Raw genomic sequence first — 26,721 nt, forward strand, 5'->3', positions numbered from 1 at the left:
GCCCACAGCGGACGCACCATTGACGGCCGATCGCTTCCCGATCCCTGCCCCGCCGTTTGGCGCACGCAGTCGTCGCGTAGGCCCTGGAAACGCCTTCGCGTGGCTGAGACAGGGCTGGGCGATCTACGTGGTCAATCCCGCTGCTTGGAGCGCGATGACGATGATCCTGATCGTCATCTACCTGGGTCTGGCGATCGTTCCGTGGATCGGCCAACTGGCCGCGCATCTGTTGAGCCCGATTCTCGCCGCGGGCATGCTGCTCGCGGCACGCAAGGCAGTCGAAGGGCAGGCCCTGTCGGCAAGCGACGTCTTCGCTGGCTTCGAGCGCAGCACGAGTCCACTCGCCACACTCGGCCTCGCCTACCTGGCGGCGATGCTGCTGGTCGTCGGCGTGGCGCTGCTGTTCGCCGGTGGCGGGGTCGCCGGTGGCCTCGCCATCGGCTCGGCGACCGGCATCACTCTGGCACTCAGCGGCATCCTCCTCGCGGGCGGAAGCTGGCTCGCGCTCTCTCTGCCCGTCCTCATGGCGCTATGGTTCGCGCCAGCACTCGTCGTCTTCAACGAGGTCCCGCCGGCGAGGGCTCTCGCGGCCAGCTTCACCGCTTGCCTGAAAAACACTTTCGTCCTGCTGGTCTATGCGCTGATCGTGCTGGTTCTCGCATTTCTAGCGGCACTGCCCTTCGGACTGGGCTTTCTGGTTCTCGGTCCGGTAGTCGCTGGCTCGATGTATGCTTCATATCGTGATATCTTCATCCACGCCTGAATACGACGACCACACTCATGCAAGCATTCACCCTTCCGGCTGCCCAGGGCTGGCGCTGGCTGATCGACGGCTTCCGCATCTTCCGCAAGAGCCATCTGATGCTGACCTTCCTGGTGGTGAGTTACTGGCTGCTCATGGCGCTGGCAAACGTCATTCCCTTTCTCGGAACGATCGCCACGACGCTGTGTATCCCCGCCTTTTCGGTCAGCCTGATGAACGCCTGCCGGAACATCGACCGGGGGGCACCTGTGCGGCCGCAACTGCTCTTTTCGGGATTTGCGAGCAATCTGCGCACGCTGCTGGTCCTTGGCGGGATCTACCTGATCGCCACCGTCGCCATTCTCGCCGTGTCGTCCCTGGCCGACGACGGCGCCCTGATGCGCCTGATGCTCGCCGGTCGCAAGCCCGACGACGAGGCGGTCGAGAGCGGCGCCCTGCTGCTCGCCACGCAGGTCTCGCTGATCCTCCTCTGCCCGGTGATCATGGCCTACTGGTACGCTCCTGTTCTCGCCGGGTGGCATGGTGTCCCGGCAGCCAAGGCGCTGTTTTTCAGCTTCGTCGCCTGCCTGCGCAATTGGCGGGCCTTCCTCGTTTACTCGCTGGCCATCGCTCTGGTGGCCACGCTGGCTCCGGCGCTGCTGATTGGTCTGATCGCTGCTCTGCTGCCTGACGGAGCGGCAGTGATGACCGGTCTGGCAACCATCCTGATCGCCCTCGTGCTTGCACCGACGCTGTTCGCAAGCTTCTACGTCAGTTACCGGGACGTCTTCGTCAGACCGGAACGCGATGTCTGACCCGTCCTGCGGGCAGCCTCTGGGAATCTTCGGCGGCACTTTCGACCCCATCCACTTCGGGCATCTGCGCCTTGCCGAGGAAGCAACCGAAGCACTCGATCTGGCGGGGATCCGCTGGATTCCAGCCGGACGGCCAGCGCTGCGCCGGCCGCCCATGGCCAGCGCCCGGGACCGGCTGGCGATGGTCGGGCTGGCGACCAGCGACAATCTCCGCTTCGAGGTCGACTCGTGCGAAGTGGACACCGACGCGCCGAGTTATAGCGTATCGACGCTCGAACGCCTGCGGCGCGACGACCATTGTGGTCCACTGCGGCCACTCGTCCTGCTCGTCGGTGCCGACGCATTTGCTGGCCTGGCGGACTGGTATCGCTGGGAAGCGCTGTTCGAACTGGCGCACGTGGCGGTCGCCCATCGTCCAGGCTTCCCTATCCAGCCTGAGCGTCTCCCGCCGCTGCTCGCCGAGTGCTTGCGCGATCGCCTGTGTGCCCAACCCGAGCTTCTCGCCAGCTCACCCTCGGGGCGGATCGTCGTCTTCGCCATGACTCCGCTGGCCATCTCGGCGACCCATATCCGCGATCTCCTCGCCAGGCACCGGAGCGTGCGTTACCTCCTCCCCGAAAGTGTCATCGGCCACATTCGAAGGGAAAACCTCTACCTGGAGTGCTGACCCAGCCATGAAGCTCGCTCAACTGGAAAGACTAGTGATCAACGCGCTTGAAGACATCAAGGCCCGGGACATCGAAGTCATCGACACCACTCGCCTGACCGCGCTGTTCGACCGGATGATCATCGCCAGCGGTGACTCGAACCGACAGGTCAGGGCGCTGGCCCGCAACGTGCAGGAAAAGGCGCACGCAGCGGGGGCCCGGATTCTCTCGTGTGAAGGCGAGGATGCCGGCGAGTGGATTCTCGTCGACCTCGGTGACGTGATCGTCCATCTGATGCAACCGGCCGTCCGAAGCTACTACGACCTCGAAGAACTGTGGGGAGGCAGGGGGCCCTGGCGAGCGCGCGAAGCGGCCACCGAGGAACTCGTGGCCAGCGGATGAAGCTGCGCATCCTGGCCGTCGGGCACAGGCCACCGGCCTGGGTCGACGACGGTTGTCGCGAGTACGTCAGGCGCATGCCGCGCGAACTGCCGACGTCGATCGTCGAGATCCGGCCCGAGCCGCGCGGCTCGAAGACCCGGGAACAGTTGCTGGCTGCCGAAAAGGCGCGCCTGCTGGCCGCGGCGCCAGCAGGCCAGCGAATCGTCGCCCTCGATGAACGCGGCGTCGACCTGACGAGCGCCCGGTTCGCCGAGCGTCTCGACAGCTGGATGCACGACGGTCGCGATACGGCGCTGATCATCGGCAGCGCCGATGGGCTCGATGAGAGCCTGATCCGGCAGGCCGACGACAGCATCCGCCTGTCGAGCCTGACCCTGCCCCATGGGCTGGCCCGCCTGCTCCTCTGCGAGCAGGTTTACCGGGCGGCGTGCATCCTGCGCAAGCATCCCTACCACCGGGAGGGCTGATGTTCGCCGATGGGTTGCCCAGCATCTACCTGGCTTCGCGCAGCCCGCGCCGGTGCGAACTGCTCGCGCAGATCGGCGTGCGCTTCGCGACGATCATCTTTCGCGATCCACCCCGCGAGGATGCTGCCGTAGACGAAACGCCGTTGCCCGGAGAGGACGCACCGATCTACGTCGAACGGCTGGCCCGGAACAAGGCAGCGCACGGCTGGCGACTCGTCGCCGCGAGGCGGCTCGCCGCTCATCGGCCGGTACTCGCCGCAGACACGACGCTCGAGCTGGCCGGGGAACTGATCGGCAAACCGCGCGACGGACCGGACGCCGTGCGCATCCTGCAGCGGCTTTCGGGGAAGACGCACCGGGTGCTGACCGCGGTAGCAATCGGGTCCGGCGAGCGCCTCGAAGTCGCGTTGTCGATCAGCGAGGTCCGTTTCCGTCGGCTCGACGAGCGGGAAATCCGTCGCTACGTCGCCACCGGCGAGCCGATGGACAAGGCCGGGGCGTACGCCATCCAGGGCCGTGGCGCCCTGTTCGTCGAGTATCTCGCGGGGAGCTACAGCGGCGTGATGGGTTTGCCGCTCTGCGAGACCGGGAGGCTACTCCGGCACTTCGGCTGCCTCCTCTGAGCAACCCGACCGCCACCAGTGGCGGCAGGTGTTCGGCAAGAAGACAAGCACCTGCAGAACGTTTTCTTGAGAGAGCCTGCCGCTGGTGCGGCGACAAGTCGGGCGACAGCCGGGATCCGTGGATCGGATGGGACGATGGCGAACTTTCTGGCCGATTAGCACTCAAACGCAGCGAGTGCTAAAATTGTCCCTGAATCTTGAAGGAGGATCGACCGACATGGCTCGTGCGCTGGCATTACCGACGGTATCTGCGGTCGGAAGCATCGACGCCTATATCCAGGCAGTCAGGCAATTCCCGCTGCTCAGCGAGGAAGAGGAGCTGACGCTGGCCACCCGCTTTCGTGAGGAAGATGACCTCGACGCTGCGCGGCAGCTCGTCCTGTCGCATTTGCGCCTGGTCGTCGCCATCTCGCGGGGCTACCTGGGTTACGGCCTGCCGCATGCCGACCTGATTCAGGAGGGCAACGTCGGCCTGATGAAGGCGGTCAAGCGCTTCGACCCGCGGCGCGGCGTGCGGCTCGTCTCCTTCGCCATCCACTGGATCAAAGCCGAGATTCACGAGTACGTGCTGAGGAACTGGCGAATGGTCAAGGTGGCGACGACCAAGGCCCAGCGCAAGCTGTTCTTCAACCTGCGCAGCCTCAAGGGGGACAGCGAGGTTCTGACGGCACCACAGGTGGCCCAGATTGCCCAGCGGCTGAGCGTGAAACCCGACGAGGTCGTCGAAATGGAAGCTCGCTTCTCAGGTCATGAACTGGCCATCGACGGCAACGCCGAAGACGACGAGGGATTGGCGCCCATCGCTTATCTGGCCGACCATTCGTCGGGCCCGGAAGAGGTGTTGCAGGCACGCGCCAGAGACCAGCTGCAGGGCGAAGGGCTGCAGAGCGCTCTGGTCAGCCTCGATCCGAGGAGCCGGCGCGTGATTGAAGCCCGCTGGCTGGCCGAGGACAACCCGGCGACGCTCCATGAACTCGCCGCCGAGTACGGTGTATCGGCCGAACGAATTCGCCAGATCGAGGTCAGGGCATTGCAGAAGATGCGCGCCACTCTGCAGCCGCTGGCCGAAACCCGCTGATCAGGCTGGCCACGGGCAACGGCCAAATCCGATCGACGGCAGGCTCCCGGGATCAGAGTACCGCAGCGCGTGCGCCGACTCCCAGACCGGGGAGCGCAGTGGCTTGCACCCCGGTCGCACCCCGTGATGACTAGCGGCTGCGCGTCGCCGCGTACTCGGCGACCGCGACGATCTCCTCGTCGCTCAGTCGCCGGGCGATGTCGCGCATGACCCGCGCTTCGTCGTTGTTGCGGCTGCCGTCCTTGTAGGCCTTGAGCTGATTCTCGAGGTAGTTCGCGTGCTGCCCGCCGATCGCCGGCGCCAGCACGGTCGGCGCCCGGCTCATCAGCTTGGCCCAGTCCCGATTCCCCTCGCCGTGCTGTCCGTGGCAACCGACACACGCCGGAACGACATCCGGACGTCCCTTGCCCTTGAGGAAGATCTGCTGACCCTGCGCGAGCAGCGCCTTGTTCGACACTTCCTCGGCCCTGATCTGCTGTTTGGCGAAGTACGCGGCGATGTCGGGGAGATCGACGTCGGCGACGGCCTGGGCCTGCGGCTGCATCTGCTCGTTCTTGCGCCGGCCGGCCTTGAAATCGTGGACCTGCTTGATGATGTATTCGGGCACCTGGCCGGCCAGCTTCGGCCATGGGTCGGCGGGTGGTGGCAGCGCAATGCTGTTGCCATCGGCACCGTGGCAGGCCGCGCAAACTGCCGACTTGGCCTGCCCGAGTTCGGCATTTCCAGCGGCAAGCGCGACACCGGTGACCCCGAGAAATGCCACGCCGAGCATGGACACGGTCTTGAACATGTTCCTTCCTTCCTCCCCACGGGGCAAAATTGGACTTGGCATAACGGCATCCATTCTGTCATAATCCTGCGACAGATTGTCGCAGGCAGGGTATTATGAAGAGTCATTACTCTGCTGGCAACCGGGCTTGCCGAGAGCAGGCGATCAACCAGGAACACGAAGGGGAGGAGTCGCGATGTCCCAACATGATGTTGCCCATCACCATGCCGGCCATGCCCACTGGGATACCAGCATCTGGCCTGCGATCATCAGTCTCGGCATCCTCGCGTGGGCCCTGGCCTTCTCGTTCCACTTCGTCTATCACCAGAGCTTCACGGCGCTGATCGTCTTCGGCATTGGCCTGCCGATGATCGTCGGCGGCATCGCCGGATGGACCAGCGAATCGATGGGCAAGGGAGAAGGCCTCGCCTACGGCGCAATGGGCTGGTTCATCCTCGCCGAGGCGATGATCTTCGTCACGTTCTTCGTCTACTACTGGTACATGCGCCTGATGGCCCCCTCGTGGCCACCGCCCGGCACGCCGCAACTGCCGGTCGTCTTTCCGCTGGTGATGACCGCCGTCCTGGTCACTTCGTCGGTGACCATCCACATGGCTGAGGAGCACATGCACGATGGCAACAAGGCAGCCTTCCTGAAATGGCTCCTGCTGACCATCGCCCTCGGCGCGACCTTCCTCGGCATGTCGGTCTATGAATGGAACCATCTGATCCACAGCGGCTTCACGATCGCCACCAACAGCTTTGGCACCACCTTCTACTCGATCACTGGCCTGCACGGCTCGCACGTCGTCGTCGGTCTCGGCATCTTTCTCGCCGGGCTCCTTCCTGCGCTCAAGGGAAACATTTCCGAAAGCTTCTGGCGGACCGCCAGCCTCTATTGGCACTTCGTGGACATAATTTGGTTCTTCGTCGTCTCGCAGGTCTACTTCTGGTAGCCGTCCCCGCCCTGGCCTACGCGATCGGCGAGCCGACCCGCTACAGTTCGCCGGACACGTCGATCATGCGCATCGACGAGCCCCGCTACCTCGGCGCGCGCCTCGACGGCGAGCTCGGTTTCACCGACAGTGAAGGGCAGGTCTTCCGCCTCGGTGAACTGCTCGGCAAGCCGATGATCCTCCTGCTCTCATACTACGGATGCGACGGAACCTGCCCGACGATGAACAGCGAACTGGCCAAGGTTCTTGCGAAAGTCGATCGCTTCCGGCTTGGCGAGGACTACCGCGTGCTCACCGTCTCGTTCGACAAGCGCGACTCGTCGGCCAGCGCGGCGGCGTTCCTGAGCAGGACGGGCGGCATTCCCGACGCGTGGCGGGCGGGTTGGCGGCACGCCGTGCTCTCCGGACAGGACGTCGAGGACTTTGCCGGCGGCGTCGGCTTCCGGTTCTTCTGGTCGGATGCGGCAAAGGCGTTCCTGCACCCGAACGTCCTGGTCTTCCTGACGCCGGAAGGCAGGGTGGCGCGCTACATCTATGGCACGCGGATGGACGCAGCGGCGATCGAGCTGGCACTGACCGAAGCCGATTGGGAACGCATCGCCAACTCGACTGCCGTCTTCGACATGGTCACCGGCGCGTGCTTCAGCTACAACTATGAAGAAGGCAGGTATCAACTGAATTACTCGCTGCTCGCGGGTGTGGGTTCTCTGCTTCTCGGCCTGAGCCTGATCGGACTGGGAGCGTGGGCTTATCGGAGGAAGATCGGGAGGTTGCATGAATAGGAAACTCAAGCACTGGGCAGGGTCGGCCTTGATCGCGTTGCTCTCTGGCGGCGTCATCGCCGCGGCTGCGGCGGCTCAGTCCAGCGAGGCGGTGTCGGAAGCGGGAGGCAAGTCGCTGGTGCAGTATCTGCAGAAAGGTGAAGGTCGGATCACCGACCCGGCTCCCGGTTGGGACTACCTGTGGACGGAAGTGATCATCGACATCACGGTGATCGGCATCCTCTTCGCCCTGATGACTGCCTACTTCATCTGGCGCTACCGTCGGGTACCGGGTGGCCCGACGGTGGGCAGTGGTCCGACGCTGTCGACGGCCGCGGCCGTCGGTTGGGTCGTCATTCCGACCTTCGTCTTCATGGCCGATGACTTCTTCATCGCCGCCAACGGCTGGGTGCTGTGGAACAAGTACCGCGACGTTCCCGCCGAGCGGCTCGAGGTGCAGCTCGAATCGGGCATGTACAGCTGGGACTACACGTATCCCAACGGCGCGCGGACGCAGAACGAGCTGATCGTTCCGGCAGGCAAGCCCGTTCTGCTGCGCATGACCAGCCGCGACACGCTGCACAGCCACTTCATCCCCGATTTCCGGGTCAAGGAGGATTCGATGCCCGGCCGCGTGACCTACCTCTGGTTCCTGCCTCGTGAAGCAGGCAAGGAGCACGTGATCACCTGCGCCGAGTACTGCGGAGTGATGCACTCGTACATGGCCGGACGCGTGATCGTCAAGACGCCGGAAGAGTTCAAGGCATGGTACGACGCGACTGGTGATTCCACCAGGAAGAGTAGTTGAGTGACCGGAGGACGCGAGACATGAATCTGAAAGAATGGATCTTCACCACCGACCACAAGCGGGTGGGGGTGCTCTACCTGATCGGCTCGATCGCCGCCTTCATCGTCGCCGGGGTCATGGCGCTGCTGATGCGGCTGGAGCTTTCGGCGGTTGGCCCAACGATCACCAGCAATCCGACGAGCTACAACGTCTGGCTCTACGCCCACGGCGCCGTGATGATCCTGGGCTTCCAGATCCCGGCGCTCACCGGCTTCTTCGCCAACTATTGCATTCCGCTGATGATCGGCGCCAAGGACGTCGCCTTCCCGCGGGTCAACGCCCTGTCGGTCTGGCTGTTCTACGTCGGGATCGTCCTCGCCCTGCTGACCTTCTTCGTACCTGATCCTCCCGACGTGATGTGGACCGGCTACCCGCCGTACTCGACGATCACCACCGGTAACACGGCGCTATACACCTTCACCGTGCTGATCCTCGGCTTCGCGTCGATCATCGGCGGCGTCAATTTCCTGACCACCATCGCCTACATGCGCGCGCCGGGTCTGACCTGGAACAAGCTCAACATCTTCGTCTGGTGCACGCTCGCCGCATTCGTCCTGCAGCTCATCTTCGTGCCGGTTCTCGGGACCGCGGTGACGCTGATCAGCATGGACAAGTACCTTGGCACGCACTTTTTCGACCCGACTCGCGGCGGCGATGTCCTGACCTATCAGAACCTGTTCTGGTTCTACTCGCACCCGGCCGTGTATGTCATCTTCCTGCCGTTCTTCGGCGTCCTCTTCGAGATCGTCGCCACCTTCGCCAAGAACAGGGTATTCAACTACAAGGCCGTGGTCTTCGGTGGAATCGGCGGCATAGTCCTGCTCGCCGGCGAGGTCTGGGTGCACCATCTCTATGTTTCAGGGATGGTCGACTGGATCCGCGTCGGCCAGATGGTCACCACGCTGCTGATCTCGGTTCCCGTCGGACTGATGCTCATCGGACTCGTCGGAACGCTGTACAAGGGGTCGATCACCTTCGAGACGCCGATGCTCTACGCGCTCGGAGTGCTCTTCCTGTTCCTGATCGGTGGGCTGACCGGCATTCCGCTGGCCGTCACTTCGCTGACCCTGCACCTCTCGGACACGTATTACGTCGTCGGCCATTTTCATTACGTGATGGCCGTCGCCGGGACGTTCTCGATCTTCGCCGGGGTCTACTACTGGTTCCCGAAGATGACCGGCAGGATGTACAACGAGTTCTGGGGCAAGCTCGGCTTCTGGATCACCTTCGTCGGCACCAACATCGTTTTCTGGACGATGATGGACATCGGCGTCAAGGGAATGCCGCGGCGCTACTACGACTACGCGCACTTCGCGCAGTTCGAGCCAGCGCACAAGCTGATGACCATCGGCGCGGTGATCCTCGGCGTCGGCTTTGCGATCGCCCTGCTCAACTGGATCATCGGCGCGATCAAGGGCAAGCCGGCCGGCAACAACCCATGGGGGTCGATGTCTCTGGAGTGGACGACGGTTTCGCCGCCGCCACACGGCAACTGGCCGTCGCCACCCAGCGTCAGCGAGGAGTGGACGCCTTACGCCTACGGCAGGCGCTGAGCGCGGCGAGTCACGGGGCGCCTTCGGGCGCCCTTTCCTTTTCCAGCCTCTGCCTTCCGAAAGGCCGATGAACAAGGATCGAACCTGGCTGATCTTGTCGATCGCCGGACTGGCCCTGTCGCTGGCTGCCGCGGTCCTGATCTGGCATAGCCTACCCGGAGAGCGACTGCCGGCCCTGGATCCCCGCCAGTCGCGTCTCGCGTCGGCGACGCTGCTTGACGACTCGCGACCGCTGCCGCCGTTCTCGTTGCTCCGGGAGCATGGCGGTTTCACCAACGGTGATCTGGCTGGCCGCTGGACGCTGCTCTTCTTCGGCTACACCTTTTGTCCGGATGTCTGCCCGACCACGCTGCTGCTCTTGCGCGAAGTCAAGACCCGTCTCGTCGCGGCCGGAGTCGCTCCGGCCCAGGTGGTGATGATCTCGGTCGATCCCGATCGGGATCTGCCCGAGACGCTGACCCACTACACGAGAGCCTTCGACCCCGAGTTCATCGGCGCGACCGGTGACGACGACAGCCTGCGCGCATTGGTCAGTCATCTCGGCGTCTACTACCTGCGCCATGCCGAAGGAAAGAAGTCGGCTTATCTCGTCGACCACTCGGCGGCCATCTACCTGATCGACCCGCAGGGCAGGCTCAAGGCCGTCTTTTCGCCGCCACAGAATGTCGACGGGATGGTCGGCGACCTGCTCACGCTGATCCGCTGAAGTACCGCGAGTGATGCGATGGCCAACGGCTTCCGGTGATAAACTGGCGCATCGACCGGCCAGCGTATCCGTTCAATGAAGGCTACGACCCAACCTCCGATGCATTCGACCATCCAGCGCCTGCAGGCCTTCGCCGCTCTGACCAAACCGCGCGTCGTATCGCTGATCGTCTTCTGCGCAGTGATCGGCATGTTCCTCGCCTCGCCCGGGCCGGTGCCGCTACCGATTCTCGCTTTCGGAACCGTCGGCATCGCGCTCGTCGCCGGCGCCGCTGCCGCGATCAACTGCCTGATCGAGGAACACATCGACGCACGCATGGCGCGCACCAGGGCCAGACCACTGCCGCGAGGCACGATCGGCGTTTTCGAGACCTTCTTCTTTTCCGGAGTGCTCGGTGGCATCGGCCTGTCGCTGCTCTACCGCTTGGTCAATCCGTTGACCATGTGGCTGACCCTGGCCACCTTTGTCGGCTATGCGCTGATCTACACGATCTACCTGAAGCCGCGCACCTCGCAGAATATCGTCATCGGCGGTGCCGCCGGAGCGATGCCTCCGGTGCTTGGCTGGGCTGCGGTTACCGGACAGGCGCCGGCCGAGGCCTGGCTGCTCTTCCTGATCATCTTCGTCTGGACGCCGCCACACTTCTGGTCTCTGGCGCTCTACCGTGCGCGTGAGTACGCCGCGGCCGGACTTCCGATGCTGCCCGTGACGCACGGCGCCGAGTACACGCGCCTGCAGGTCTTCCTGTACACGGTGGGCCTGACGCTGGTCACGCTCGTCCCGTGGGTGATCGGGATGAGCGGTCTCCCCTATCTCGCCGCGGCCGTCGTCCTCGACGCGATCTTCCTCGGCCATGCGTGGATCGTCTGGCGACACTACTCGGACCAGGCTGCGCGCAGGACCTTCCGCTGGTCGATCATCTACCTCACGCTACTCTTTGCGGCGCTGCTCGTCGACCACGCGCTCTGACCGAGCCGCGACCCCGGGGAGAGCGAAGCCTCATCGGCAGCGACGCTCGGTTGCCTGGTCACCGGGCGACGATCGATTGCCCGGCCTCCTTCCCGGACGGCGCTCAGCGATCGAGCGCGTTGAGAAGCTTTTCGTGGATTCCACCAAATCCGCCGTTGCTCATCACCAGCACCTGATCTCCGGGACGGGCCGCGCCGCTGATGCGCGCGACCAGTTGTGCGAGATCGTCCTCGACGATCGCCTTGCTGCCGAGCGGCTGTAGGGCCTCGGCGACGTCCCAGCCGAGGTTCGCCGCGTAACAGAAGACCTGGTCCGCCGGTTCGAGGCTCTCGGCCAACAGTCCCTTCATCACTCCGAGTTTCATCGTGTTCGAACGCGGTTCGAGCACGGCGAGAATCCGGGCATCGCCGACACAGGCGCGCAGCGCCGAAAGGGTCGCCTTGATCGCCGTCGGATGATGCGCGAAATCGTCGAAGACGCTGACTCCGCTGGCCACCCCGCGCAGTTCCATGCGCCGCCTGACGTTCCTGAAGCGGGACAGCGCCGAAAGGGCACGCTCAACCGGCACACCGGCGTGCCGGGCGGCCAGCACGGCAGCCAACGCGTTACTGCGATTGTGCTCTCCGCTCAACTCCCAGTGCACCGAGGCGATCGCCCGCTGGCCTTCGAGGAGGTGCAGCACCCGCTCGCGATCATCGCCGTCGACCCGCCAGCGTTCGCTGCAGTTGAAACGCTCGACAGGCGTCCAGCAGCCGCGCGCGAGGACGCGCTCGAGGCTCGTCTGGGTGGCGTTGGCGACGATCAGACCGTTTCGTGGCAGCGTACGCACGAGATGGTGAAACTGGGTCTCGATCGCCGCCAGGTCCGGGAAGATATCCGCATGGTCAAACTCGAGGTTGTTGAGAACCAGCGTTCGCGCCCGGTAATGCACGAACTTCGAGCGCTTGTCCGAAAACGCGGTGTCGTACTCGTCGGCCTCGATCACGAAGAACGGAGAACGCGTGTTGGCGCCCGAAAGACGCGCCGAGACGCCAAAGTTCAACGGTACCCCACCCACCAGAAAGCCCGGACTCAGGCCGGCATCCTCGAGAATCCAGGCGAGAATCGACGACGCGGTCGTCTTGCCGTGGGTACCGGCGACCGCGAGGACCCAGCGCCCGGCGAGGATGTGTTCGGCCAGCCACTGCGGACCTGAAACGAAGGGCAAGCCGCGATCGAGGATCTCTTCGAGCAGTGGATTGCCGCGCGAGATCGCGTTGCCAATGACGTAGCAGTCGGGCTCGAAGGCCGTCTGTGCCGCATCGTAACCCTCAATGACCTCGATTTCCGCGCTGGTCAGCTGCGTGCTCATCGGCGGATAGACGCCGCTGTCGCAGCCCGTCACATGGTGTCCCGCGGCCCGCGCGAGCAGCGCGACGCCGGCCATGAAGGTGCCCCCAATGCCGAGGATGTGGATATGCATGCCCTGAATCCGGGTAGAATCAGCCAGAAGAGGCGCGATTGTACTCCCCGCGGAACCCCGCCAGTGCCTCGGCGACAGCCGGCCCCCTTGCCCGCCAGCCGATGAACGACCGATACCAACGAAAGCACAACGCCCGGCAACGCGCCCGCATCGCCGCCCTTGCCGGACGCCTGATCGCCGAGGACGGGATAAACGATCCGACGCTGGCCAAGAGAAAGGCGGCACGCCTTCTGCGTCTTCCCGATCGCGCGTCGCTGCCCGACGACCTCGAGGTCGAGGCCGAACTGCGCACCCATCAACGGCTGTTTCAGGGGCAGGAGCAACAGGACCGCAATGCCTTCCTGCTGCGCACCGCGGCGCAACTGATGTCGAAGCTGCTTCGCTTCAACCCCTACCTCACCGGATCCGTACTCGAAGGCAGCGCGGGGCGGTACGGTGAAATCGACATCCAGCTGTTCACCGATAGTGCCAAGGATGTGGAGATCTTCCTGCTCAACGAGTCGATGGACTTTCGCCACAGCGTTCCGCGAACCGATCGCGCCGAAGCCGTCCTGACCCTCGTCGGCGCAGCAGCAGTGGCCAACCTGATCATTTACCCCCGAGACGAGGAGAGGGTCAGCCCGCGCACACGCGACGGCAGGGTCCGCGAGCGCGCACGCCTCGATGCGGTGAACCGGTTGATCTCGGACAGTCTCGATCGCATCGGCTGAGGCGCGAGCCCCGGATCGGGTGGTCAGGTGGGCGGCGGAGCGCCTCGCGCCCGGTTCCGACGAGTACTCGCCAACGGCTCGCCTCGGTCGCTGCGCTGCCGATGTTCTGCTGGACAAGATGCCGTCATCTGCGGCAAACTGCCGGCCATGAAAAAGGAAAGAAACGCGTCGTCGGAAGCCAGCAAAGCTCCCGGCCGGTCTGGCGTGCTCGTCCTTCACGGCCCCAATCTCAACCTTCTCGGGACACGCGAACCTCACCACTACGGATCGACCACGCTGGCAGAAATCAACCGCGCACTCGCGCATCGTGCCGAAGCCGCCGGGGTCCTGCTCGAGGCATTTCAGAGCAACCACGAGGGAGCCCTGATCGAACGCGTCCACGCCGCCAGCGCCCAGGGAATCGGCTATCTGATCATCAATCCCGCCGCGTACACGCACACCAGCATCGCGCTCCGTGACGCCCTCGCAGGGACCGGCATCCCCTTCGTCGAGGTGCACCTGTCCAATGTCCATGCCCGCGAGCCCTTCCGCCATCAGTCGTACTTCTCCGACCTGGCGATCGGAGTAATCAGCGGTCTGGGTAGCGACGGCTACCTGCTGGCCCTCGAATACATCCTGCGCAGGATGGCCAGCGAGTGAGCCACCTTCAGCAACCCGGCGTGACCAGAGGGAAATCCGGTGAGCGCTGTTGAACAGAGCGTTGCGAGCGGACAGCGCTAGCGCACGGGCACGCCGCGTGGAATCGCGTATCGGTCGCCCTGACCGGCAACACGGCTACGGGCAGGGGTGATCCGGGAGCAGAACGAATATCGGGAGGGAACCTAATGGACCTGAGAAAACTCAAGAAAATCATAGATCTTGTCGAGGAGTCGAGCATCACCGAGTTGGAGATCAACGACCCCGAGGAAAAGGTGCGCATCGTTCGCTACGGTTCACCGCTGGCGCCGCCTAGCCATCTGCCGATGGTACACGTCGCCCAGCCCGCTGCACCTGCCGCGCAGCCCGCGAGTGCTCCGGACCAGCCACCACTGCCCGACGGCGAAGTGATCAAGGCGCCGATGGTCGGCACCTTCTACCGTGCCGCGAGTCCCGGCGCCGAGCCCTTCGTTCAGGTCGGCAGCATGGTCAAGGCCGGCGATACGTTGTGCATCATCGAAGCGATGAAACTGCTCAATGAGATCGAGGCCGAGCGCGCCGGGACGGTCAAGGCGATCCTGATCGAGAACGGACAGCCGGTCGAGTACGGCGAGCCGCTGTTGGTCCTCGGCTGAGACGACCTCGCCGTCGCCGGTTGTCGCGTTCAGGTCGCCCGCCCCGCACGCGAGGCCCGGAACACCGGCCCCACGGGGATCGCCGCCAGCCAGAAGTCACCTCAAGGAGCAGTTCCCTCATGTTCGGCAAAGTCCTCATCGCCAATCGTGGAGAAATCGCACTGCGTATCCAGCGTGCCTGCCGCGAGCTGGGCATCAAGACGGTGGTCGTCCATTCCGAGGCCGATCGCGAAGCGAAGTACGTGCGGCTGGCCGACGAGTCGGTGTGCATCGGTCCCGCGCCTTCGGCGCAGAGCTACCTCAACGTCCCGGCGATCATCTCGGCCGCCGAAGTCACCGATGCGCAGGCGATCCACCCGGGCTACGGCTTCCTTTCGGAAAACGCGGACTTCGCCGAAAGGGTCGAGTCGTCGGGGTTCGTGTTCATCGGGCCGCGACCGGAGACGATCCGTCTGATGGGCGACAAGGTTTCGGCCAAGGAGGCGATGCGCATCACCGGCGTCCCCTGTGTCCCGGGTTCGGAGGGCGCGCTGCCCGAGGACCCGGCTGAGATTCTGCGTATTGCCCGGGACGTCGGCTATCCGGTGATCATCAAGGCCGCCGGTGGCGGCGGCGGGCGAGGGATGCGCGTCGTACACACCGAAGCGGCGCTGGTCAATGCGGTGACCATGACCCGTAGCGAGGCGCAAAGCTTCTTCGGCAATCCGAACGTCTATCTCGAAAAGTATCTCGAGAATCCGCGGCACGTCGAGATCCAGGTGCTCGCCGACAGCTACCGCAACGCCGTTTATCTTGGCGAGCGCGACTGTTCGATGCAGCGCCGCCATCAGAAGATCATCGAGGAAGCACCGGCACCGGGGATCCCGACGCGCTACATCCCGCGGATCGGCGAACGCTGCGCCGAGGCCTGCCGGAGGATCAACTACCGTGGTGCGGGAACCTTCGAGTTCCTCTACGAGAACGGTCAGTTCCACTTCATCGAAATGAACACGCGCATCCAGGTCGAGCACCCGGTCACCGAACTGATCACCGGGATCGACATCGTCGCCGAACAGATCCGCATCGCTGCCGGCGACAGACTGCGCTTCCGGCAACGCGATCTGACCTTCCGCGGACATGCGATCGAATGCCGGATCAATGCCGAGGATCCGTTCACCTTCGTTCCCTCTCCGGGCAGGATTCTCTTCTATCACCCGCCGGGCGGACCGGGCATCCGCGTCGATTCGCACATCTATCAGGGCTACACGATCCCGCCGCACTACGACTCGATGATCGGCAAGGTCATTGCCTACGGCGACAGCCGCGAGCAGGCGATCCGCCGCATGCGCACGGCCCTCTCCGAAATGAGCATCGACGGAATCCGGACGAACATCCCGCTGCACCAGGATCTGCTGCAGGACGCACGCTTCGTCGAGGGCGGCGTCAGCATCCACTACCTCGAGCAGCGGCTCGCCGCCAAGGGCGAAGTCAAGCAAGCCAGCTGAGCGGCACCGAAGGTCGATGGCCTGGCTCTCCCTCAGCATTCAGACCGACTGCCAGCACGCCGAGAAGCTCGCTGACCTGCTCCTCGAAGCCGGGGCGCTCGCCGCGAGCATTGAGGACGCGGACGCCGGAACGGCCGAGGAACGCCCGCAGTACGGCGAGCCCGGATCGATCAGCACCCCCGGCTGGCAAAGGTCGCGAGTCAGCGCGCTGCTCCCCGCCGAGGCCGACGCTCGCGAGCTGCTCGGAACCTGCGCGCGTCTGGCCGGTCTCGAAGCGCTTCCCGCGTATGCCGAGGAGGAGATCGCCGAGCAGGACTGGGTTCGCCTGACCCAGTCGCAGTTTGAGCCGATCCGCATCTCGAGCCGCCTGTGGATCGTTCCATCATGGCACGAGGCCCCGGATCCCGAGGCGACGGTCCTCGTCCTCGACCCGGGGATGGCTTTCGGCACCGGTTCCCACCCGACGACCCGGCTGTGCCTCGAATGGCTCGACCGACATCTCGTCCCGGGCGCGTCGGTGCTCGACTACGGCTGCGGTTCGGGCATTCTCGCGATCGCTGCAGCGCGCCTCGGCGCAGGCAGAGTGCTCGGCGTCGATATCGACGCCCAGGCGCTCACCGCGGCGAAGCACAATGCCGACCTCAACGCTGCGGTGGTGAGCATCCAGGACTCGGCCGAGGCCGTCCGGGGCCAGTTCGACGTCGTCCTGGCGAACATCCTGGCCAATCCGCTCAAGGTCCTCGCCCCGGCGCTTTGCGGCCACCTGCGCTGCGCGGGCCAGTTGGTCCTCTCCGGGATCCTCGTCGAGCAGGCCGAAGGCCTCGTCGCCGCCTACGCGCCGTATCTCCGTCTCGAGGTCGCCGGAACACGCGAGGGCTGGGTCTGCCTGACCGGGGTCAAGGGTTGAAACGATGAAAGCCCGTTGCCCGGCTTGCCGGACGACCTTCCGGGTGACCTCCGAGCAGCTCAAGGCGCGCGCCGGCAAGGTCCGCTGCGGGCAGTGCCGCGCGGTGTTCAACGCGCTCGATTCGCTGCTCGACGACGAAGGGGCGGACGGCGAGCAGCCCGCAACTCCCTCGCCAGCCCCCGAGAGGCGCCACCCGACTGACGCCGCGCTGCTTCCGCGATCAGCCGAGGCCAGTGCGGCCCACCCGCGCGAGGCCCGCACTACGCCGGGCCCGGCCGTGGAAAGCTCCGCTCCACCACCCGCCTCCGTGGCGTTGACGCGCCAGGCCGTCGATCTCGCCGACCAGTCAGTCGGCTCGCCCGCGCGCACCTCCCTGCTGGCCAGCGAGTCGGCCTTTCCCGAAGCGGAAGCGCCGCTGGCGCGCGAGCCAGCGCCGGCCGCAGACAACCGGCCGGCAATCGAGACCAGCCGGAGCGAAGCGCCTTCCGGAGTTCACCCCGAGTCCGGGACATCGGCCGAAGCGATCGCGCCGCAGCGGCCGTACCGGCTCGCCGCGGGTCTGCTCGTCCTGAGCCTCGCCGCCCAGATCGTCTTCCACTTCCGGACGCCGATCGCCAACTCGGCACCCGGCCTGAGACCCGCATTCGAAGCGCTGAGCGAGGCACTCGGCAGCGACATGCCCCTCTCACGCCACGCCGACCTGCTGAGCATCGAAAGCTCCGACCTGCACGCCGACGATACCGCACGCGACAGGTTGCTCGCGCTGCAGGCGACACTGCGCAATCGGGCAAACTATGCCCAAGCCTATCCCGCGCTCGAACTGACGCTGACCGACACCAGCGACCGGGCGATAGCCCGGCGAGTGCTGCTACCCGACGAGTACCTCCCGGACTCGGTCGCCGGCGAGAGTGGGTTTGCCGCACGGTCGGAGGTCGAAGTCCGCCTCTGGCTGGAAGCCAGAGAAATCAGCGCCGCGGGTTACCGGCTCTACGTGTTCTACCCGTGATCCGGGCGCCTGCCCGGCGACTGCGGCCGGCCAGCGTGCTACGCATCGGTGCTATACTCGCGCCCCTTCGACCGTCGCCGGGAGGCTGCCGCCTGACATGTCCATCCTGATCTGTGGCTCGATCGCTTTCGACAACATCATGGTCTTCCATGATCGTTTCCGGAACCACATCCTTCCCGAGCAGATCCATATCCTGAACGTGGCTTTCCTGGTTCCCGAGATGCGCCGCGAGTTCGGCGGCTGTGCTGGAAACATCGCCTACAACCTCAAGCTGCTCGGTGGCGAACCGGCGATCATGGCCACCGTCGGCGACGATGCCGATGCCTACCTGGCTCGGCTCGATGAACTCGGGCTGTCGCGAGCGTACGTTCGCCGAATTTCCGGCAGCTTCACGGCTCAGGCCTTCATCACCACCGATCTCGACGACAATCAGATCACCGCGTTCCATCCCGGGGCGATGAGCTTTTCGCACCACAACCGGGTTGCCGAGGTCGACGGCGCGACGCTGGCGATCGTCGCTCCAGACGGGCGCGACGGGATGCTCCAGCACGCCGTCGACCTCTCTGCCGCAGGCGTACCCTTTGTCTTCGATCCTGGCCAGGGTCTGCCGATGTTCTCCGGCGACGATCTGATGAAGTTCATGCGCCTGGCGACCTACGCGTGTTTCAACGACTACGAGGCAAAACTGCTCTGCGACCGGACCGGCCGGCCGCTCGATCGGCTCGCCAGAGAGGTCGAGGCGCTGGTCGTCACCCGCGGCGGAGCGGGATCGCACATCCACGCGAACGGGCGCCGCCACGAAATCCCCTGTGTTCGGGCCGAGGCCGTCGTCGACCCGACCGGCTGCGGCGACGCGTACCGCTCGGGGCTGCTCTACGGGATTTCGGCCGGCTGGGACTGGGAGAAGACGGGACGTCTGGCGGCGCTGATGGGAGCGATCAAGGTCGCCCATCGCGGTGGCCAGAACCATCGGCCGACTCGCGACCAGATCGCCGACGCCTTCGCCAGGAACTTCGGCAGCAGGCTCTGGTAGAGCCGGAAGCGTCGCGGCCGCATCCGCCGCAGCCCGCAGACGACAGTCAGCCGTCTGCCGCCCGCTCGCGAGCGAGCTTGCATTCGTTGGCCAGCGGCCGGCCGGTGTTCGTGTCCATCAGCACGCTCTTCCACGGCAGATCGATCCACAGCAGCCCCACTCGGCCATCCTCGTAACGCGGCAGACCCGAAGCCGACGCTTCACGCTGCAGCGTATGCCGGTTTCCCTGCCAGCCGATCTCGATCTGGCCGGGTGTTTCGCTTACCCTCCGCACGTCGACCGTCTGTCCGAGTTCGCAGCGATACAGGCCGCTGCCCAGACGGAAGCTCAGCTGCTTCTGTCGCTTTTGCCTTGCCTCGGATGATCGATCGCCGGATACTTCGCGGCCATCCGGCGACCCGGCCGTCGCGCAGGCAGCCAGGAAGGCCGACGCGAGGATCGCGGCACTCAGACGGTGTCCAGTCATCAGCCCGGTCTCCGGTTGTACGAGAGGGCCAAAGATACCACAGGCGGCGCACGCAATCGCCCTGCGCCGGCCTGTCGCGGGCACCGCGGGGGGCGATTGACGACGCCGATCGCCAGCCGGATACTGTCCACAGCGTGCTCTGGCAACCGCCCGAGTGCTGATGCACGACGCGAGACCCGCCGACCCCTGAGGAACAAGAGCGATCATGCCCGCCGACGACCTGCCGCGTTTCCTGACGCTCACCGGTTCTTACGAGCCTTCGGGGATACGCCAGCTTCCCGACGGCGCGTTCATCGTCGTCGAAGACGAAGAGGAGCAACCCTTCACCCTGCTGCGGATCGGCGACGGGGCGGTCAGCTGCAGCCGGCTCGAACCGATGCCAGGAGTTTCGGACGACGAGGAATTCTGGAGCCTCGACGACCTCGAAGCGGTGACCGTCGATGACCACGGTTACGTCTGGGCGCTGACTTCGCACTCGCGAAGCGGTTCCGGACAGACCCGGGCCAATCGGGAAAGGCTGCTGCGCTTTCGCGTCGCCGATGGGCGTATGCTCGAGCCAGCACTGATCGTCGGCCTGAAGGAGGCGCTGACCGCGGCTCATCCGCTCCTCGCAGACGCCGCCAAGGTTCGCGACGTCAAGGCGCGAGGCGGTCTGAACATCGAAGGCCTCGAGAGGCATGCGCGTCTCGGAGTGCTGATGCTCGGTTTCCGCAGCCCGCTGATCGATCGGCAGGCGATCATCGCGTGTGTCGAAAACCCCGAAGCGTTGCCCGCTGGCCGGGAAGAGCCAAGAATCGCGCGGCACCTCTGGACGATGAACCTCGACGGCAACGGCATTCGCGACATCGCCCACGTCCCCTGTCTCGACGGCTATCTGGTGATCGCCGGGCCGGTGGCCCGCGAGCGATCACACTTCCAGCTCTGGTTCTGGAGCGGTGTCGCCGGGGAGAGGACGCGCCGCGTACTGGTTCCCGGCCTGCCCGGCCTCGAGCGCGCCGAGGGCGTATGCCCGGCGATCATCGATGGCCGGCAGCGAATCGTGATCGTCAGCGACGATGGCAGTCGCGACGAGCGCCGCTGCGCACACTATCTGGTCCTCGACCCCACCGAGCTGCGCATCGAGCCCTGGTAACGCGTCGGCCGACTGACGGGCGCTGAACCGCCTGGCGACCCGCGACACCCTCGAGCCGCTCACCACGATTGCTCGAACATCTCCTGCCGGTCGCTTCGCTGGCCTGATGCGGACGCGACCTGTCCACATCCATCGCCCCCGCCAATCGACAGTGCGTCGCGGCGCGAATGCCAAGTATTTCCCTGTCAGATTTTTTTACACCGCGAGCTTTTGGGCCGCGCGGAACGTCACGCTTCCTCAAGCAAGCGACTGATAAATACATACAATTGATGCCTCGGCATAACCTTTGCTTATCTTGATCCACCCGAAGACAATCCCGAGACGGACGCCGGGTAGCGGCCACGCCCCGACCACCGGCTTTGTGAAGCCAAGGAAGAACTGCTGGGACCAGCAATGGCCTGGCAGATCGCCCTGCCACACTGGGAAAAACTGATACGCCGCTGCACACTCGTCCGCGAACCGTCCCACCGGTCGTCGGATGCCGGCAGCGCAGCAGTCGGGAATACGCCGTCCGACAAGCCGTCGACCGGCTTCAGATGATCAGTATTGTTTCTGGACTCGCGAATGGAATCCTTGTCTTTCCCTCGGGCGCCAGGCCTGTCTACCGATCCTGGCGACCCGCACGGGCGGTCGTCCGAAGGGCAGATCGAGCCGTCCCTGTACGCCGCAGCCGGCGCCACCAGAGCCCGTCAGGATCCCCTGCCACCCGCCCGTGCCGACACCCCCGCGACTACGCCACGGCCGGCGCAGTCGCCGGAAGCCGCTCCGGGCGGAGACACCAAGGTCTGCGTCAAGTGCAAGCAGGAGAAATCGGTGCTCGACTTCCACAAGAACTCGCGCAGCGCGGACGGCCTGCACTCGTACTGCAAGGAGTGCAACAAAGCGCAGGCACTGGCCCACATCAGGGCCGAGAAGGCCCGCAAGGCGCTGCTCAGAGCAGCCAGGAAGGCCGCCGCGGGCACCACCGAGTGAGCGCTCGCGCGCCTTTCCCCGACCGCAGCGCGCCTTGCAGCCGGGCCCGATCGTCAGCCCGGACCTGACCAGTAGCGCGGATCGCCGAAGGTCTGCCTGAGTTGGTCGATGAACAGGCGAACGCGCAGCGGCAGGTGACGTCGTTCCGGAAACACCGCGTGGATGCCGACCGGCGGCGCAGCGTAATCGTCGAGCAGCGAAACCAGCCGGCCACCGCGCAGGTCATCGCCGACTTCCCAGATCGATCGCCAGGCCAGCCCCTTTCCGGCGAGCGCCCATTCGTGCAGCACGGCGCCGTCGTTGCACTCAAAATTTCCCGAGACCTTGCGGCTGCTCACCACGCCACCCGGCGTATCGCGCAACATCCAGCCGCGCTGGCGGTCGAGCGACAGGCAGTTGTGCGCCGCGAGATCGCCTGGTGATTCGGGAACACCGCGCGCCGCAAGATACGCCGGGCTGGCCACGACCACCCGGCGCATCTCGCCGAGCTTGCTGCTGGCCAGACTCGAATCCGCCATTTCGCCGATGCGCACCGCGCAGTCCACCCCTTCGTTGACCAGATCGACGACCCTGTCGGTCAGATCGAGGCATACCGTCACCCCGGGGTTCGCATCCATGAACGCGGCGACCAGCGGTGCCACGTGACGGCGTCCGAAGCCCGCGGGTGCCGACACCTTGAGGTGTCCGCTGGCGCGGATCCCGCCGAGCGAGACGGCCGCTTCGGCGTTCGCCAGATCGGTGAGCAGCCGCTGGCAGTCTTCGAGAAAGGCCTGCCCCTCGAAGGTCAGCGACAGGCGCCGGGTCGTCCGCAACAGCAGCCTGACGCCGAGGCGCGCCTCGAGCGCGTCCAGGCGGCGACCGATCACGGCCGGCGTGACCCCTTCGAGTTGCGCTGCCGCAGACAGGCTGCCGCGGGTTGCCGAATTCACGAAAGCCTGGAGCTGTCTGAGGTGATCCACGGGGTCGATTCGATACTGCAAGTAAAAGATACTTTGATGCCCTTCGCTATTCTCTTTCGCCAGCGGGTCCAATAGAATTCTTGCACTGCATCATAACCCATCGACAGGAGTCCCCGCATGAGCCTCGACCTGCCCGCCGGAATGCAAATCAACGCGCCGATCAAGCCTGGCTACGAAACCATTCTCACCCCCGACGCGCTGGCTTTCGTCGCCAAGCTGCACCGGGCCTTCGAGGGCCGCCGGCAGGAACTTCTGCAAGTGCGCATCGCCCGCCAGGCGCGGATCGACGCCGGTGAGCTGCCCGATTTTCTCCCCGAGACCCGGCACATCCGTGAGGGCGACTGGAGGATCGCCCCTCTGCCGAAAGCGCTCGAGCGCCGCCACAGCGAGATCACCGGCCCGGTCGAGGCGAAGATGATCATCAACGCGTTCAACTCGGGCGCCGACTCGTACATGACCGACTTCGAGGACTCGAACAGTCCGAAGTGGGACAACCAGATCCAGGGCCAGGTCAATCTCTTCCAGGCGATCCGCCGCCAGCTCTCGTTCACCAATGAAGTCGGCAAGCAGTACGCGCTCAACGACAAGATCGCCACGCTGCAGATCCGGCCGCGTGGCTGGCACCTCGACGAGAAGCACGTCACCGTCGACGGTCAGCGGGTCTCCGGCGGCATCTTCGACTTCGGCCTCGTCTTCTTCCACAACGCCAGGGAACAGATCGCACGCGGTGCCGGCCCGTTCTACTACCTGCCGAAGATGGAGTCGCACCTCGAGGCCCGGCTGTGGAACGACATTTTCATCATGGCTCAGGATCACGTAGGGCTGCCACGCGGAACGATCAAGGCCACGGTGCTCGTCGAGACGATCCTGGCGACCTTCGAGATGGAGGAAATCCTCTACGAACTGCGCGAGCATTCGGCGGGCCTCAACGCCGGGCGCTGGGACTACATCTTCTCGTGCATCAAGAAGTTCAAGAAGAATCCCGATTTCTGCCTCGCCAACCGCGGCGCGATCACCATGGAAGTTCCGTTCATGCGCAGCTACGCGCTGCAGCTGGTCAAGGTCTGCCACAAGCGCGGAGCGCCGGCGATGGGCGGGATGAGCGCGCTGATCCCGATCAAGAACGACCCCGTGGCCAACGAGAAGGCTCTCGCCGGAATCCGCCACGACAAAGCGCGCGACGCCAACGACGGCTTCGACGGCGGCTGGGTCGCGCATCCGGGCCTCGTCGCAATCGCCGCCGAGGAGTTCCGCAAGGTGCTCGGTGACCGCCCGAACCAGTGGGACAAGCAGCGCGACGAAACCTTCACCGCCGCCGACTTCCTGAACTTCCAGCCGTCGCAGCCGATCACCGAGGCGGGGCTGCGCAACAACATCAACGTCGGCATCCACTACCTCGGCAGCTGGCTCGCCGGCAACGGGTGCGTGCCGATCCACAACCTGATGGAAGACGCGGCCACGGCCGAGATCTCGCGTTCGCAGGTCTGGCAGTGGGTCGTTTCGCCGAAGGGCATCCTCGACGACGGGCGCAAGGTCACCGCCGAGATGGTGCGCACGATGATCGGCGACGAACTGGCCAAGGTCAAGGCGACGGTCAGCGCCCAGGGCGAGGACACGGCGACCTACGACCAGGCAGCGGTGATCTTCGACCGGATGTCGCTGACTCCCGACTATCCCGAGTTCCTGACACTGCCGCTCTACGAAGCGATGGACTGAGCGGTGCCGGGCCTGCCGATGTCCAGGCCCGGCACCCGGTCCGCGGCGCGACGGCTGCGCGCGACTGACGGATCGGAGAGCGTCGGCTCAGCAAGACGCGCCGAGCGCCTTCGCGCGCAGCGCGCTGAGTTCGAGCGCCGCGGGGTCGGCATCGCTGCGCGTCGGCCAACCGGCCAGGTGAGTCGCCGCGAGGTCGGCCAGCGCGTGAATCCAGTCGGCGCGCTCGTTGAGACACGGGATCATCCGGAACTCCATTCCCCCAGCGCGGAGGAACTCGGCCTGGCCTTCGATGGCGATCTCCTCGAGCGTCTCCAGACAGTCGGCGGTGAAGCCCGGGCAAATGACGTCCACCCGCCTGACGCGCTGCTCGCCAAGCGAGCGGATCGTCGCCGCGGTGTACGGCTGCAGCCATTCAGCGCGGCCAAAGCGCGACTGAAAGCAGACGACGCACGCGTCGTCGGCAAGGCCGAGCGCCTCGGTCAGCAGCCGGGCGGTCTTCCGACACTCGCAGTGGTACGGGTCCCCGCGGTCGAGCGTGTAGCGCGGCAGCCCGTGGAAACTGATCAGCAGCCGGTACGAGCGGTCGGGCTTGCCGTGGCTCGCCCAGTGTTCACGGACGCTCGCTGCGAGCGCCTCGATGTACCCGGGATGGTCGTTGAACCCCCTCACCGTGCGGACCTCGGGCTGGTTGCGTACGCGCTTCAGCCAGTCGCCAACGGCATCGAGCGCGCTGCCGGTCGTGCTCGCCGAATACTGCGGGTAGAGCGGGAGCACGAGAATCCGCGTGCAGCCCGCCGCCTTGAGCCGCGACATCGTCGCCGGAATCGACGGCTCGCCGTAGCGCATCGCGTAATCGACGAGCACCCGGTGCCCCGACTGGCCGAGAAAGCCGCGCAGCAGCTTGGCCTGGCGCTCGACATGCACCTTCAGCGGCGAGCCGTCGACGGTCCAGATGGCGGCGTACTTCCCGGCCGAACGGCGCGGCCTGAGCGGCAGGATGATCGCGTTGAGAATCAGCCACCAGAGCGGACGCGGTATCTCGACGACGCGCGGATCGGCGAGGAACTCGCGCAGGTAGCGCCTGACTGCCTGCGCGCTCGGCTCGTCGGGCGTCCCCAGGTTGATCAGCACGATGCCGGTGTGCGCCGGCGAGCCGTGACGATACGCCGGTTCGGCGATGAAGCGCGACATCAGCACCTCGCCTGATAGGTCAGCGCCGAAGACAGCAGCCTGGCGGTGATGTCGACGATCGGGATGATCCGCTCGTAGGCCATTCGCGTCGGCCCGATCACCCCGACCGATCCGACGACCTGGCCGTCGACCTCGTACGGCGCGGTGATCACGCTGCACTCGTCGAGCGGAGCCAGACCCGATTCGCCGCCAATGAAAATCTGCACCCCCTCCGCACGGCGCGAAAGGTCGAGCAGCTGCATCAGCGCGGTGCGCTGCTCGAACAGGTCGAAGAGCTCGCGCAGCCGCTTCATGTTCGACGCGAACTCCTCGACGTCGAGCAGGTTGCTCTCGCCCGAAATCACGTAACGGTCGGCCGGCGCCTTCATCGCCTCGTCACCCGCCGCAAGCGCCGCCTGCATCAGCACCTGCAGGTCGCCGCGCAGCGCCTCGAGTTCGTCATGGACGCGGCAGCGGATCTGTTCGAAGTCCTGTCCGACGAAGTGCTGGTTGAGGTAGTTCGTCGCCACCACCAGCTCGGCCGACGTGTAGGCGCGCGCCGGAAAGAGCAGCCGGTTCTGCACGTCCCCGTCGGAGGTGACCAGAATCAGCAGCACGCGACGGTCGGAGAGGCTGACGAACTCGATCTGCCGGATCTTCGGCGCGAGCCGGCGCGGGGCCAGAACGATTCCCGCGAAATGGGTGAGTTCGGACAACAGGTGCGAAGCGTTGCTGATCAGCTGTCTCGGATCCGACGGCACGAGCTGCCCTTCGATCGCTTCGAGCTTCTCCTTGGCCAGCGGCTGGACGGTCAGCAGGCTGTCGACGAAGAAGCGGTAGCCGCGTGCCGTCGGCACCCTGCCTGCAGAAGTATGCGGACTGGCCAGCAGACCGATCTCCTCGAGGTCGGCCATCACGTTGCGCACCGTCGCCGGAGACAGATCGAGCCCCGAATAGCGCGACAGCGCGCGCGAGCCGACCGGCTGGCCTTCTGCGATGTAGCGTTCGATCAGGGTCTTGAGCAGCGTCCGGGCGCGATCGTCGAGCATGCCTTCGATTCTACAAAAAAACGTCATTCCCGGGGCCCGGCGGCAGGATG

At 65.4% G+C, this 26,721-nt stretch carries 29 protein-coding genes; 23 read left to right on the forward strand and 6 right to left on the reverse strand.

Features of this window, described 5'->3' with window-relative positions:
* Positions 1–19: 19 nt before the first annotated feature.
* The 7 genes from NFW05_RS17805 to rpoH all read left to right on the forward strand — a co-directional run bounded on the left by NFW05_RS17805 (position 20) and on the right by rpoH (position 4,774).
* Positions 20–763 carry a BPSS1780 family membrane protein gene (locus tag NFW05_RS17805; protein ID WP_295310025.1) on the forward strand — a complete coding sequence of 248 codons (744 nt, stop codon included), beginning with the start codon at positions 20–22 and terminating at the stop codon, positions 761–763.
* 17 nt (positions 764–780) lie between these two features.
* Positions 781–1,557, forward strand: a complete 777-nt coding sequence (locus NFW05_RS17810) for a BPSS1780 family membrane protein (RefSeq protein WP_295310027.1) — start codon at positions 781–783, stop codon at positions 1,555–1,557.
* Complete coding sequence (gene nadD / locus NFW05_RS17815) at positions 1,550–2,224, forward strand: nicotinate-nucleotide adenylyltransferase (RefSeq protein ID WP_295310029.1); 675 nt, start codon at positions 1,550–1,552, stop codon at positions 2,222–2,224. Before NFW05_RS17810 ends, nadD begins: the two co-directional genes overlap by 8 nt.
* Before the next feature lie 7 nt (positions 2,225–2,231).
* Entirely contained in the window at positions 2,232–2,606 is a 375-nt protein-coding gene (rsfS, locus tag NFW05_RS17820) for a ribosome silencing factor (RefSeq protein ID WP_295310030.1), read from the forward strand.
* The gene (rlmH, locus tag NFW05_RS17825; protein WP_295310032.1) at positions 2,603–3,073 is read left to right on the forward strand and encodes a 23S rRNA (pseudouridine(1915)-N(3))-methyltransferase RlmH; all 471 of its coding nucleotides are present in this window, start codon (positions 2,603–2,605) and stop codon (positions 3,071–3,073) included. The genes rsfS and rlmH overlap by 4 nt, the downstream gene beginning before the upstream one ends.
* A complete protein-coding gene (locus NFW05_RS17830; protein WP_295310035.1) occupies positions 3,073–3,696 on the forward strand; it encodes a nucleoside triphosphate pyrophosphatase in 624 nt (207 codons plus the stop codon). Before rlmH ends, NFW05_RS17830 begins: the two co-directional genes overlap by 1 nt.
* A 217-nt stretch (positions 3,697–3,913) precedes the next feature.
* A complete protein-coding gene (gene rpoH, locus NFW05_RS17835; protein ID WP_295310037.1) occupies positions 3,914–4,774 on the forward strand; it encodes an RNA polymerase sigma factor RpoH in 861 nt (286 codons plus the stop codon).
* A 130-nt stretch (positions 4,775–4,904) separates the two neighbouring features.
* On the opposite strand, the gene NFW05_RS17840 is transcribed toward rpoH, so the two are convergent.
* A complete protein-coding gene (locus NFW05_RS17840; protein ID WP_295310039.1) occupies positions 4,905–5,564 on the reverse strand; it encodes a c-type cytochrome in 660 nt (219 codons plus the stop codon).
* Between the two features lie 175 nt (positions 5,565–5,739).
* Between NFW05_RS17840 and NFW05_RS17845 the strand changes: the two genes are divergently transcribed.
* The 6 genes from NFW05_RS17845 (at position 5,740) to cyoE (ending at position 11,334) form a co-directional block, all read left to right on the forward strand.
* Positions 5,740–6,498 (forward strand): heme-copper oxidase subunit III, encoded by a 759-nt coding sequence (locus NFW05_RS17845; RefSeq protein WP_295310041.1) that lies wholly within the window; start codon positions 5,740–5,742, stop codon positions 6,496–6,498.
* Positions 6,462–7,280 (forward strand): SCO family protein, encoded by an 819-nt coding sequence (locus NFW05_RS17850; RefSeq protein WP_295310043.1) that lies wholly within the window; start codon positions 6,462–6,464, stop codon positions 7,278–7,280. The genes NFW05_RS17845 and NFW05_RS17850 overlap by 37 nt, the downstream gene beginning before the upstream one ends.
* Positions 7,273–8,067 carry a cytochrome c oxidase subunit II gene (locus tag NFW05_RS17855; protein ID WP_295310045.1) on the forward strand — a complete coding sequence of 265 codons (795 nt, stop codon included), beginning with the start codon at positions 7,273–7,275 and terminating at the stop codon, positions 8,065–8,067. Before NFW05_RS17850 ends, NFW05_RS17855 begins: the two co-directional genes overlap by 8 nt.
* Positions 8,068–8,087: 20 nt before the next feature.
* Entirely contained in the window at positions 8,088–9,659 is a 1,572-nt protein-coding gene (locus NFW05_RS17860) for a cbb3-type cytochrome c oxidase subunit I (protein ID WP_295310047.1), read from the forward strand.
* A 67-nt stretch (positions 9,660–9,726) separates the two neighbouring features.
* Entirely contained in the window at positions 9,727–10,365 is a 639-nt protein-coding gene (locus NFW05_RS17865) for an SCO family protein (RefSeq protein WP_295310049.1), read from the forward strand.
* A 75-nt stretch (positions 10,366–10,440) separates the two neighbouring features.
* Positions 10,441–11,334: a heme o synthase gene (gene cyoE, locus NFW05_RS17870; protein ID WP_295310051.1), complete on the forward strand. Its 894-nt coding sequence runs from the start codon at positions 10,441–10,443 to the stop codon at positions 11,332–11,334.
* Positions 11,335–11,437: 103 nt separating this feature from the next.
* Here the strand turns inward: cyoE and mpl are convergent, their stop codons facing one another.
* Complete coding sequence (gene mpl / locus NFW05_RS17875) at positions 11,438–12,796, reverse strand: UDP-N-acetylmuramate:L-alanyl-gamma-D-glutamyl-meso-diaminopimelate ligase (RefSeq protein WP_295310053.1); 1,359 nt, start codon at positions 12,794–12,796, stop codon at positions 11,438–11,440.
* Positions 12,797–12,897: 101 nt separating this feature from the next.
* Between mpl and NFW05_RS17880 the strand changes: the two genes are divergently transcribed.
* The 7 genes from NFW05_RS17880 (at position 12,898) to NFW05_RS17910 (ending at position 19,207) form a co-directional block, all read left to right on the forward strand.
* Positions 12,898–13,506, forward strand: a complete 609-nt coding sequence (locus tag NFW05_RS17880) for a hypothetical protein (RefSeq protein WP_295310055.1) — start codon at positions 12,898–12,900, stop codon at positions 13,504–13,506.
* 147 nt (positions 13,507–13,653) lie between these two features.
* Positions 13,654–14,145, forward strand: coding sequence for a type II 3-dehydroquinate dehydratase (gene aroQ, locus NFW05_RS17885; RefSeq protein ID WP_295310057.1), 492 nt, complete (start codon positions 13,654–13,656; stop codon positions 14,143–14,145).
* A 185-nt stretch (positions 14,146–14,330) separates the two neighbouring features.
* A complete protein-coding gene (gene accB / locus NFW05_RS17890) occupies positions 14,331–14,777 on the forward strand; it encodes an acetyl-CoA carboxylase biotin carboxyl carrier protein (protein WP_295310059.1) in 447 nt (148 codons plus the stop codon).
* A gap of 119 nt (positions 14,778–14,896) precedes the next feature.
* Entirely contained in the window at positions 14,897–16,261 is a 1,365-nt protein-coding gene (accC, locus tag NFW05_RS17895; RefSeq protein WP_295310061.1) for an acetyl-CoA carboxylase biotin carboxylase subunit, read from the forward strand.
* Between the two features lie 16 nt (positions 16,262–16,277).
* Positions 16,278–17,168, forward strand: a complete 891-nt coding sequence (gene prmA, locus NFW05_RS17900) for a 50S ribosomal protein L11 methyltransferase (RefSeq protein ID WP_295310063.1) — start codon at positions 16,278–16,280, stop codon at positions 17,166–17,168.
* Positions 17,169–17,172: 4 nt separating this feature from the next.
* Positions 17,173–18,174 carry a DUF3426 domain-containing protein gene (locus NFW05_RS17905; protein WP_295310065.1) on the forward strand — a complete coding sequence of 334 codons (1,002 nt, stop codon included), beginning with the start codon at positions 17,173–17,175 and terminating at the stop codon, positions 18,172–18,174.
* Positions 18,175–18,271: 97 nt separating this feature from the next.
* Positions 18,272–19,207, forward strand: a complete 936-nt coding sequence (locus NFW05_RS17910; RefSeq protein ID WP_295310067.1) for a carbohydrate kinase family protein — start codon at positions 18,272–18,274, stop codon at positions 19,205–19,207.
* A 46-nt stretch (positions 19,208–19,253) separates the two neighbouring features.
* On the opposite strand, the gene NFW05_RS17915 is transcribed toward NFW05_RS17910, so the two are convergent.
* Positions 19,254–19,673: an MliC family protein gene (locus tag NFW05_RS17915; protein ID WP_295310069.1), complete on the reverse strand. Its 420-nt coding sequence runs from the start codon at positions 19,671–19,673 to the stop codon at positions 19,254–19,256.
* Positions 19,674–19,878: 205 nt separating this feature from the next.
* Between NFW05_RS17915 and NFW05_RS17920 the strand changes: the two genes are divergently transcribed.
* Positions 19,879–20,805, forward strand: a complete 927-nt coding sequence (locus tag NFW05_RS17920) for a DUF3616 domain-containing protein (RefSeq protein WP_295310071.1) — start codon at positions 19,879–19,881, stop codon at positions 20,803–20,805.
* A gap of 564 nt (positions 20,806–21,369) precedes the next feature.
* Entirely contained in the window at positions 21,370–21,777 is a 408-nt protein-coding gene (locus NFW05_RS17925) for a hypothetical protein (protein ID WP_295310073.1), read from the forward strand.
* 53 nt (positions 21,778–21,830) lie between these two features.
* Here the strand turns inward: NFW05_RS17925 and NFW05_RS17930 are convergent, their stop codons facing one another.
* A complete protein-coding gene (locus NFW05_RS17930) occupies positions 21,831–22,736 on the reverse strand; it encodes a LysR family transcriptional regulator (RefSeq protein WP_295310075.1) in 906 nt (301 codons plus the stop codon).
* A gap of 117 nt (positions 22,737–22,853) precedes the next feature.
* On the opposite strand from NFW05_RS17930, the gene aceB reads away from it, so the two are divergent.
* On the forward strand, positions 22,854–24,452 hold the full coding sequence (gene aceB / locus NFW05_RS17935) for a malate synthase A (RefSeq protein WP_295310077.1): 1,599 nt from the start codon (positions 22,854–22,856) through the stop codon (positions 24,450–24,452).
* Positions 24,453–24,539: 87 nt separating this feature from the next.
* On the opposite strand, the gene hemH is transcribed toward aceB, so the two are convergent.
* Positions 24,540–25,643 carry a ferrochelatase gene (gene hemH, locus NFW05_RS17940; RefSeq protein ID WP_295310079.1) on the reverse strand — a complete coding sequence of 368 codons (1,104 nt, stop codon included), beginning with the start codon at positions 25,641–25,643 and terminating at the stop codon, positions 24,540–24,542.
* Complete coding sequence (gene hrcA / locus NFW05_RS17945) at positions 25,643–26,671, reverse strand: heat-inducible transcriptional repressor HrcA (protein ID WP_295310081.1); 1,029 nt, start codon at positions 26,669–26,671, stop codon at positions 25,643–25,645. Before hrcA ends, hemH begins: the two co-directional genes overlap by 1 nt.
* Positions 26,672–26,721 lie beyond the last annotated feature (50 nt).

This window comes from Accumulibacter sp. (assembly GCF_023806625.1).
Lineage (GTDB): Bacteria > Pseudomonadota > Gammaproteobacteria > Burkholderiales > Rhodocyclaceae > Accumulibacter.

Excerpts from the sequence above, each read along its gene's own strand:
- NFW05_RS17810 (WP_295310027.1), top strand. The coding sequence starts at position 781 with ATGCAAGCATTCACCCTTCCGGCTGCCCAGGGCTGGCGCTGGCTGATC.
- nadD (WP_295310029.1), top strand. The coding sequence starts at position 1,550 with ATGTCTGACCCGTCCTGCGGGCAGCCTCTGGGAATCTTCGGCGGCACT.
- rsfS (WP_295310030.1), top strand. The coding sequence starts at position 2,232 with ATGAAGCTCGCTCAACTGGAAAGACTAGTGATCAACGCGCTTGAAGAC.
- rlmH (WP_295310032.1), top strand. The coding sequence starts at position 2,603 with ATGAAGCTGCGCATCCTGGCCGTCGGGCACAGGCCACCGGCCTGGGTC.
- NFW05_RS17830 (WP_295310035.1), top strand. The coding sequence starts at position 3,073 with ATGTTCGCCGATGGGTTGCCCAGCATCTACCTGGCTTCGCGCAGCCCG.
- rpoH (WP_295310037.1), top strand. The coding sequence starts at position 3,914 with ATGGCTCGTGCGCTGGCATTACCGACGGTATCTGCGGTCGGAAGCATC.
- NFW05_RS17840 (WP_295310039.1), bottom strand. The coding sequence starts at position 5,564 with ATGTTCAAGACCGTGTCCATGCTCGGCGTGGCATTTCTCGGGGTCACC.
- NFW05_RS17845 (WP_295310041.1), top strand. The coding sequence starts at position 5,740 with ATGTCCCAACATGATGTTGCCCATCACCATGCCGGCCATGCCCACTGG.
- NFW05_RS17855 (WP_295310045.1), top strand. The coding sequence starts at position 7,273 with ATGAATAGGAAACTCAAGCACTGGGCAGGGTCGGCCTTGATCGCGTTG.
- NFW05_RS17860 (WP_295310047.1), top strand. The coding sequence starts at position 8,088 with ATGAATCTGAAAGAATGGATCTTCACCACCGACCACAAGCGGGTGGGG.
- NFW05_RS17865 (WP_295310049.1), top strand. The coding sequence starts at position 9,727 with ATGAACAAGGATCGAACCTGGCTGATCTTGTCGATCGCCGGACTGGCC.
- cyoE (WP_295310051.1), top strand. The coding sequence starts at position 10,441 with ATGAAGGCTACGACCCAACCTCCGATGCATTCGACCATCCAGCGCCTG.
- mpl (WP_295310053.1), bottom strand. The coding sequence starts at position 12,796 with ATGCATATCCACATCCTCGGCATTGGGGGCACCTTCATGGCCGGCGTC.
- NFW05_RS17880 (WP_295310055.1), top strand. The coding sequence starts at position 12,898 with ATGAACGACCGATACCAACGAAAGCACAACGCCCGGCAACGCGCCCGC.
- aroQ (WP_295310057.1), top strand. The coding sequence starts at position 13,654 with ATGAAAAAGGAAAGAAACGCGTCGTCGGAAGCCAGCAAAGCTCCCGGC.
- accB (WP_295310059.1), top strand. The coding sequence starts at position 14,331 with ATGGACCTGAGAAAACTCAAGAAAATCATAGATCTTGTCGAGGAGTCG.
- accC (WP_295310061.1), top strand. The coding sequence starts at position 14,897 with ATGTTCGGCAAAGTCCTCATCGCCAATCGTGGAGAAATCGCACTGCGT.
- prmA (WP_295310063.1), top strand. The coding sequence starts at position 16,278 with ATGGCCTGGCTCTCCCTCAGCATTCAGACCGACTGCCAGCACGCCGAG.
- NFW05_RS17905 (WP_295310065.1), top strand. The coding sequence starts at position 17,173 with ATGAAAGCCCGTTGCCCGGCTTGCCGGACGACCTTCCGGGTGACCTCC.
- NFW05_RS17910 (WP_295310067.1), top strand. The coding sequence starts at position 18,272 with ATGTCCATCCTGATCTGTGGCTCGATCGCTTTCGACAACATCATGGTC.
- NFW05_RS17915 (WP_295310069.1), bottom strand. The coding sequence starts at position 19,673 with ATGACTGGACACCGTCTGAGTGCCGCGATCCTCGCGTCGGCCTTCCTG.
- NFW05_RS17920 (WP_295310071.1), top strand. The coding sequence starts at position 19,879 with ATGCCCGCCGACGACCTGCCGCGTTTCCTGACGCTCACCGGTTCTTAC.
- NFW05_RS17925 (WP_295310073.1), top strand. The coding sequence starts at position 21,370 with ATGGAATCCTTGTCTTTCCCTCGGGCGCCAGGCCTGTCTACCGATCCT.
- aceB (WP_295310077.1), top strand. The coding sequence starts at position 22,854 with ATGAGCCTCGACCTGCCCGCCGGAATGCAAATCAACGCGCCGATCAAG.
- hemH (WP_295310079.1), bottom strand. The coding sequence starts at position 25,643 with ATGTCGCGCTTCATCGCCGAACCGGCGTATCGTCACGGCTCGCCGGCG.
- hrcA (WP_295310081.1), bottom strand. The coding sequence starts at position 26,671 with ATGCTCGACGATCGCGCCCGGACGCTGCTCAAGACCCTGATCGAACGC.